General features: G+C 36.5%; 9 protein-coding genes. 2 read left to right on the forward strand and 7 right to left on the reverse strand.

The window, feature by feature from the left end; genetic code table 11:
• Positions 1–12 precede the first annotated feature (12 nt).
• A complete protein-coding gene (locus QOL76_RS11530; protein WP_283413114.1) occupies positions 13–1,047 on the forward strand; it encodes a LacI family DNA-binding transcriptional regulator in 1,035 nt (344 codons plus the stop codon).
• 24 nt (positions 1,048–1,071) lie between these two features.
• On the forward strand, positions 1,072–2,487 hold the full coding sequence (locus QOL76_RS11535) for a tagaturonate reductase (RefSeq protein WP_283413115.1): 1,416 nt from the start codon (positions 1,072–1,074) through the stop codon (positions 2,485–2,487).
• On the opposite strand, the gene QOL76_RS11540 is transcribed toward QOL76_RS11535, so the two are convergent.
• The 7 genes from QOL76_RS11540 to QOL76_RS11570 all read right to left on the reverse strand — a co-directional run bounded on the left by QOL76_RS11540 (position 2,465) and on the right by QOL76_RS11570 (position 5,606).
• Positions 2,465–2,770, reverse strand: coding sequence for a zinc-dependent peptidase (locus QOL76_RS11540; RefSeq protein WP_346771406.1), 306 nt, complete (start codon positions 2,768–2,770; stop codon positions 2,465–2,467). The two genes, QOL76_RS11535 and QOL76_RS11540, sit on opposite strands and share 23 nt — an antisense overlap.
• 13 nt (positions 2,771–2,783) lie before the next feature.
• A complete protein-coding gene (locus tag QOL76_RS11545) occupies positions 2,784–3,005 on the reverse strand; it encodes a hypothetical protein (RefSeq protein ID WP_283413116.1) in 222 nt (73 codons plus the stop codon).
• 55 nt (positions 3,006–3,060) lie between these two features.
• The gene (locus tag QOL76_RS11550; protein WP_283413117.1) at positions 3,061–3,795 is read right to left on the reverse strand and encodes a cysteine peptidase family C39 domain-containing protein; all 735 of its coding nucleotides are present in this window, start codon (positions 3,793–3,795) and stop codon (positions 3,061–3,063) included.
• Positions 3,785–4,306, reverse strand: a complete 522-nt coding sequence (locus tag QOL76_RS11555; RefSeq protein ID WP_283413118.1) for a peroxiredoxin family protein — start codon at positions 4,304–4,306, stop codon at positions 3,785–3,787. Before QOL76_RS11555 ends, QOL76_RS11550 begins: the two co-directional genes overlap by 11 nt.
• Before the next feature lie 6 nt (positions 4,307–4,312).
• Complete coding sequence (locus QOL76_RS11560) at positions 4,313–4,972, reverse strand: hypothetical protein (protein WP_283413119.1); 660 nt, start codon at positions 4,970–4,972, stop codon at positions 4,313–4,315.
• Positions 4,962–5,366 (reverse strand): hypothetical protein, encoded by a 405-nt coding sequence (locus QOL76_RS11565; protein WP_283413120.1) that lies wholly within the window; start codon positions 5,364–5,366, stop codon positions 4,962–4,964. The genes QOL76_RS11560 and QOL76_RS11565 overlap by 11 nt, the downstream gene beginning before the upstream one ends.
• A gap of 81 nt (positions 5,367–5,447) precedes the next feature.
• A complete protein-coding gene (locus QOL76_RS11570; protein WP_283413121.1) occupies positions 5,448–5,606 on the reverse strand; it encodes a hypothetical protein in 159 nt (52 codons plus the stop codon).
• Positions 5,607–6,059: the final 453 nt, after the last annotated feature.

Here is a 6,059-nt window from a genome sequence, read left to right on the forward strand (position 1 = left end):
CTAACCTAGAAAATGAGAAACGGGAAAACCACCATTCATGATATTGCTGAAAAGCTACAGGTAACTGCTTCTACTGTCTCTAGAGCATTGAACAATAACCCTAGAATTTCAGATGCTACCAAGAAAAGAGTCCAAAAAGCTGCAAAAGAGTTAAACTATCAGCCTAATAATATTGCTTCTGCTCTGAGAAGTGGCAGGAGTAAACTCATTGGCGTAGTAGTCCCTACTGCAAATAGGAACTTTTTCTCCTCCGTTATTAGAGGCATAGAAGAAATTGCCAATTCCCTTAATTATAAGGTAGTGATTTCGCAGTCCTATGATGACTATGAAAAAGAGATGCAAACAATTGAAGCTTTGCTGAATGTGCAGGTGGATGGAGTAATTGCTTCAATCGGTAAGACCACAGAAAATGTTGACCATTTTAAGAAAGTTATAAAAAAGGGCATTCCTCTGGTACTATTCGATAGAGTGACCAATGAACTGGATGTGAGCCAAGTGGTGATTGACGATTATTTCGGTGCCTTCCAAGCTACCGAGCACCTGATCCAAGAAGGATGTAAGCGTATTGTGCATTTCTCCAACTCCCAAAACATCAACATCTATAAGGAACGAAAAAGAGGCTACGAGGACGCTTTATTGAAGCATGGAATTCCCGTAGATCCAGAATTGATAATCTTTAGCAAGCTTCAACTTGAAGATGGCAGACGATGCATGCAGGAAATAATTGACAGCAAAATAATTTTTGATGCGGTATTCTCATCTTCAGATTATTCGATCATGGGTGCAATGCAAGTACTAAAGGAAAATGGCTATAAACTTCCTCAAGATGTGAAATTAGTCGGCTTTGGTGACGAGCCATTCACTTCGTTTACCGAACCTACGCTTACTACGGTAAATCAAAAAAGTATTCCCATGGGAAATATCACAGCAGAAACTTTCTTTGAAATCCTCAATCAAAAGGATCAAAGCAATACGCTTTCTAAAAGAACCATCCTCAAACCTGAGCTCATCATTCGAAACTCGTCTCTCAATACACAGAAGAAATAACAGCTCTCCGAAATCATACTTTTCATGCAATCTCTCTCAAAATCTTCTATAGCTTCATCCCCACGTCCAGTTAAAATCCTTCAATTTGGAAATGGAAATTTCCTTAGAGGATTTACGGATTGGATGATTGAAAAATCAAACCAAGCTGGTGCTTTTAACGGTGACATACACATCGTCCAAGTGCATAGTAAGTCGGGTAGTAATCCAATGAAGGACCAAGACTGCCTTTTTCATGTGATCGAACAGGGGTTAAAAAAAGGGGAGCTAGTTCAGGAATCTACACTTGTCAAAAGTGTGGCCGGAATCACCAATGTGTTTGAAAACTACCAGGAATACCTAGAGCTAGGTGAAAATCCAGATTTACGTTTTATAGTTTCTAATACTACAGAAGCCGGAATCGTCTTTGATCAAACTGATCACTCAGCAGATAGCATTTCCAAAACTTTCCCCGGAAAACTTACAGCATTGCTTTACCATCGCTTTAAAACTTTCGATGGGGATGCTTCAAAAGGCCTGATTTTCCTCCCATGCGAATTGATCGAAGGAAATGGAGAAGCACTAAAAGAGTGTATTCAGAAGTACATTTCTTTCTGGAAGTTGCCTGCAGAGTTTTCGGAGTGGATTGATTGGAAAAATATATTCTGCAATACGCTGGTAGATAGAATTGTCCCAGGCTTCCCGAAGGGTTCAATAGAAGAAATTCAAGAGAAAATCGGTTACAAAGATGACATGGCTGTGATGGTAGAGCCCTATCACTTTTGGGCAATCGAAGGAGCTAAAACAGTAAAGGAAGAATTTCCGCTAGATAAGGCTGGACTGAATGTGAAATTTGTGGACAACCTCGCTCCTTTTCGCACTCAAAAAGTCAGAATTCTCAATGGCGGCCATACTTCTATGGTGCCTTATGGCTATCTGAAAGGCCTAAGAACTGTAAGAGAAGCGGTGGAAAGTCCTGAAATTGGTGAGTTTTTAAGGAAAGCAATTTTCGAAGAAATCATTCCTACGCTTAATATGCCTCAGGATGAATTGGAACAGTTTGCAAATGACGTGTTAGAGCGATTTGCGAATCCATTTATCGTGCATGAATTGAAGTCCATCGCGTTGAACAGTATTTCCAAATTCAAAGTCCGGGTACTTCCTTCTTTACTTGCTTATTATGAATTGAAAAAAGCATGGCCAGAAAAACTAACTCTTTCCTTCGCTGCACTTCTGGTCTTTTATAAAGGAAATTACAATGGAGTAGAAATTCCAGTCAATGACAATCCAACGTTAATGGCTGAATTCAATTCGGCTTGGTCGCTTGGTAGCACAAAAGAAGTAGTGGAAAAGCTTTTGAGTGAGAGAGATTATTGGGGAGAGGATCTAAGAAGTTACGAAGGCTTAGTAGAATCTGTAACCAAAGCTGTTGACCAATTACTCATTTCTTCACCCAAACCCTAGGATCCTGCCGCATCAATCTCACCAATGTCCCATAAAGCACTGGATTATAATCAAAAAACTCATGTGGCTTTTCAAAGAAGGTCTCTAATGCCACAGCAAAAAATTCATCATCGTCAATGCCGGCATTTATCCTAAAAACAGTTAGCTCTCCTGATTTAATTTTCCTTATTTCTACTGAAGCTATCTCCTGAAATGCGTCGTACACTTCAGGGTTGAAAAACTCGCATTCATCATTATAGTATATCTGATTTTTCAGTTTGAGGGCATGAACTACTTCATGAATACCGAGATTGACTTCATCCTTCTGACTTTGCCTTTCTCACAAATATATATCTTGATCTAGTTACCTTACCAATAATAATCGCACTGAAAATCAAAGAATCCTGAGAAGCCTTCCTCAGAAAATATTCCCTATTATAGTTTCTATCAATTTCTCTAACATATATGGTATCTCCAATTAATTTCCATATAGCTCTTCTATGTGCTATACGCAAGCCATCTATATCAGCATAATACATAGTGTCTTTTTTGAATTCATAAGTAGTACTGTCAAGGGCTAATTGAAATTTTTGATCAGCTAAAGATTGCGATATTAAGGTCTTTACTCTGCTGTATTAATTCTGTGGACTTTAAAAATGCGACTACTGATCTGGCGGCTAATAGTACTGTGACAAGCCCCAAACCCAATATCAACTTTTCCCAGTGCTTTTCAGGTAAAATCTCAATAATTAACTTCTGGGAAAATATCCCAACAGACAATCCAAATAAGGTCATTAATAATCCCAGAAAACCCGAAATCAATAGGATTGGCATATCCTCTTTGACCAAACTCAAAAGCCATTCCCTCTTGCCTTTTTCCTGCAATTTTTGGATTATAAAGGACTCCCCTGGTGTGCAAAGCAACAATGCCTTGCTTAACCATACCTCACTAAGTTCTTTTGGAGTATAAATAACAACTCCCTTTGATGGGTCAATACAAGTGATTTTTTCGTTTTCCCATGAGAAGCAAACAATGTAATGGCTGAGTTTACCTCCAATGACCACATGCATGATAGCAGGAGTTTCCAATTCTTTAAGCCGCTCAATACCATCCACCCGAAATGCATCAGAGGTCATCCCTATTCTGGCGGCAGCTTCGGACAAACCAAGCATCGTAGTACCTCCAATAGCAGTTCCACTAAATTCCCTTAACTGCTCTAAACTGGAATGACCTCCAAAGAATTTTATCACGGAAGCCAGACAGGCCACGCCACAATCGCTGCTGCTTTGTTGTCTTACAAAATATTGTTCGATGTTCCTAATCTCCATTCACTTCCGCTATGGCGTCCTTCAGTTCCTGCATATTGAAAGTGCCCATAAATTCCTTTACCAACTTTCCTTCGGTGTCATAGAGAAAAGTTGCTGGTGTTCCAGGGAGTTTAAATGCATGGGCAAACTGAAAAAGCGTGTCAGAAAGAAAAACAACATTTTCCAATTTTTCCAAGTGGTTGGACTCCTTAAATCCCCTGATTTCAGCAACTGGCTCTGAGAAAATAAAAATAAAATCAAGGTTCTCCCTATCCTGAAAATGGGTTACCAATAGCTCCGCCTCGGACTGGCAAAGCGGACAGGTGGAGTTAAAGTAAACAACCAAGGAAAGACTTCTCCCAATTAGAGTGGAGAGGTTCACCGATTTTTCATCCAGAGAAGAAAACTCGATGGACGGAATAGATTGATGGATTTCCGCCAAAACCTTCTTTTCGTCCATTCTTTTCCAGGTCAACAGCGCTCCTAACAATACCAAAAAAATAAGTAATCCAAAAAAAATATATTTGCCCATAGATCCTTAGCTATTACTGATAGAAATAAACATCACAAATACCATCCAGCAGAACAAAAAGCTACCATAATAAACAACAACTATCTTAAGCATCTCGTCAAAACCTCGCTTTAAAAAGTTGGATAGAAACAATGCAATAGCAAACCAATATAAAACCTCAAAAAGACTTAATATTTTAAAAGGGTATTTCAGCCACTCTTGAAGCAAAATTGGATCAAACAAACTATAAAGGGAAAAGGGATGAAAGCTACGCAAGGCATCCATGCTAATAGGATTATAATTAAACCAAACTAATTTAATTATTTCGGGAATAATAAAAACTAGTTGTGAAATAACTACAACCTTAAATACACTAGAAAAAGAAACCTCCATTTTATCAATATACATTCCAAGATAAATGATAGCTGCAGGAATTATGCATTTAACCAAAAATAAAAATGGAAAAATAACATAGGAAACCCAATACCATTTATGCCTTAATTCAATAAGATGATTAAGTTTTGTGGTACTATAAACATCATAATAATGTGCAAAAAACACCTCATCAGTAAAATACAATCTATCTATTATAAAATGAAATAATAAAAATAAAAAACAAGTCTGAAAAAAAATGAAAATAGAATTTTTATAGTATAAATTGATATAAAAAATTGTTTTATTTTCCATTTTTCGAAAATATATATCTTGCTTTAGCTGGTTTGCCATTTAAAATAGAACTGAAGATCAACGTATCTGAAGTTACGTCTCTAACCAAATACTCTCTAAAAAAATTTCTATCAATTTCTTTAACATATATCGTATCCCCAATTAATTTCCATAAAGCCCTCCGATGAATTATATTAACCCCATCTATGTCCGTATAATACAATGTATCTTTTCTAAATTCATACACTGTACTATCTAACGCGAGTTGAAATTTCTGGTCTGCTAAAGATTGTGTAGCAAAATCAGCTAATAAATAACCGTCGGAATTACGAATCATATCAATCGCAGTTATATTCACAATATCCCACTTACCAACAATCATTTCAGATTTATTAGAAATGAAAAGTACTAACAAAAAATAATATAGGTTTAACAAGTGCATAATCATAAAATTTAAATGAGTAGGCTCCCTAAATATAGAGAGCCTAAAATAGGTCTATTCCGGAGCCTCTTGATCAGTGCAATATTGTGCATAATACTGCCAACCTTGTAACTCATCTCCTTGATAGTTACCGCCTGTCAAAATAGTCCAGAGATCTTCACAGTATCCAGATCCCACCAGATTTTCCATCTGGTCATTTGTTAACTTTTCCATAATTGTTATTGGTTATGTTTTGAAAAATAATTTGATAGGTGATTTTAGTGAATAAAAATTCAATAAACAAACAACTATCAATCAATCACTTACATCAAACTAAATAATTGTATTATTTCCAGAGCAGATAACAGAACAATCTACTGAATTCTTCGTTATACCCCCCCCCCTGTAATCATCTAATTTATTCGTTAAATCTAGGAATTCAGAATAATCAACTTATTTTTAATTAATTTCAACTTCTTTGAAAAATGCAACTGTCTATTTAGTAAGAAAGGATATAATGGTCAAAAATAGTTGGTAAAACCCCTGTAATTAACTGGTATATAATTATTTACGAGAACCTTATTGAAATGCATTTCAATAAGGTTCTTTTGTTTTATGAAAACTTCAAAAAAAGCGTTGTTGGGCATGTGGCTTTTTAGACTCAATTAAATGGGGAAAACAAGGAGG

Source organism: Algoriphagus winogradskyi (assembly GCF_900182815.1).
Classification (GTDB): Bacteria; Bacteroidota; Bacteroidia; order Cytophagales; family Cyclobacteriaceae; genus Algoriphagus; species Algoriphagus winogradskyi.